Origin of the sequence: Streptomyces sp. E11-3, assembly GCF_046540415.1 — a bacterium.
Lineage (GTDB): Bacteria > Actinomycetota > Actinomycetes > Streptomycetales > Streptomycetaceae > Streptomyces.
This window is the reverse complement of the sequence record NZ_JAZGRL010000208.1, coordinates 1-947: the sequence shown is the minus strand read 5'-3', so window position 1 is coordinate 947 and position 947 is coordinate 1. Positions and strand designations below refer to the sequence as shown.

Sequence of the window (947 nt, the reverse complement as noted above, 5' to 3'; positions counted from 1 at the left end):
GGGCGCGTGCCAGGCGTCGCGGGCCCGCGAAGATCGGGGAGACGCCCCCTAGGGCGTCGGCCTATATCCGCAGGACAGACAGGTGCGCGAGGTCGGGTGGGCGCGGCGGTGGCGGGTTCGGGCGCAGGACGGCGAGGGTCGCCGCGCGAGCCGGGGCGAGCCAGTCGGAGCGCCGGGCGAAGGCCGCTCGGAGCAGGGCCGTGAACGCCCAGGCACCGAGCAGGACCGCGACACACAGGGCCGCCAGGTCCATGCCGCCGAGCGGTGGCTCGGTGGACTCGTGGGCTCCGTGGGAGCTCTCGGCGGTCCCGGCGTACGGCGCGGTCGCCGCGTACGGGGCCGCCGCCACGTCGGTGTCAGGGGGCGGATGGCCGACCGTGTGCATCAGGAACACACCGGCGGCGAGCACGACGACCAGCAGCAGCTGCCCCAGGGCAGTGCCGGTGCGGGTGACGCGGCTCGCGGACACGGGTGAACCTCCACGTCAGAGCCTATCCAACGGGTCCGGGACGCGTGTCCCCGTGCGGCGGGCCGCCCGATCGCGAAGAGTCGGGTACGGGAAACGGGCTGTCCCGGAGGGAAGGCCGGGCGCGGCCCAGCGGGTTTCCCTGGCTCCGGCGCCGATGCGAGGAAGGCGAGTGAGGTTGCCCGATGGACGACCCGATGGACGACCCGTACGACCTGGTGGTGATCGGCGGCGGCAGCGCGGGGCTCACCGCGGCCCGTACGGCGGGGCGGCTCGGCGCGCGCACGCTGCTGGTGGAGCGGGATCGCCTGGGCGGTGACTGCCTGTGGACCGGCTGCGTGCCGAGCAAGGCGCTGCTGCGGGTGGCCGCCGAGGTGCACGTCGCGCGCGGAGTGGACCGGTACGGTCTGGCCGCCCCGCGCGGCCCCGCCGACCTGGCCTCGGCGCTGGCCCGGGTCAAGGAGGCGATCGCGGCCATCGA

General features: G+C 75.8%; 2 protein-coding genes. One reads left to right on the top strand and one right to left on the bottom strand.

What is annotated here, in order from left to right:
• Positions 1 to 61: 61 nt before the first annotated feature.
• On the bottom strand, positions 62 to 469 hold the full coding sequence (locus tag U9R90_RS36450; protein ID WP_411061791.1) for a DUF6153 family protein: 408 nt from the start codon (positions 467 to 469) through the stop codon (positions 62 to 64).
• Between the two features lie 182 nt (positions 470 to 651).
• Between U9R90_RS36450 and U9R90_RS36445 the strand changes: the two genes are divergently transcribed.
• The coding region (locus U9R90_RS36445) for an FAD-dependent oxidoreductase (protein WP_411061789.1) at positions 652 to 947 on the top strand (296 nt) is incomplete at its 3' end.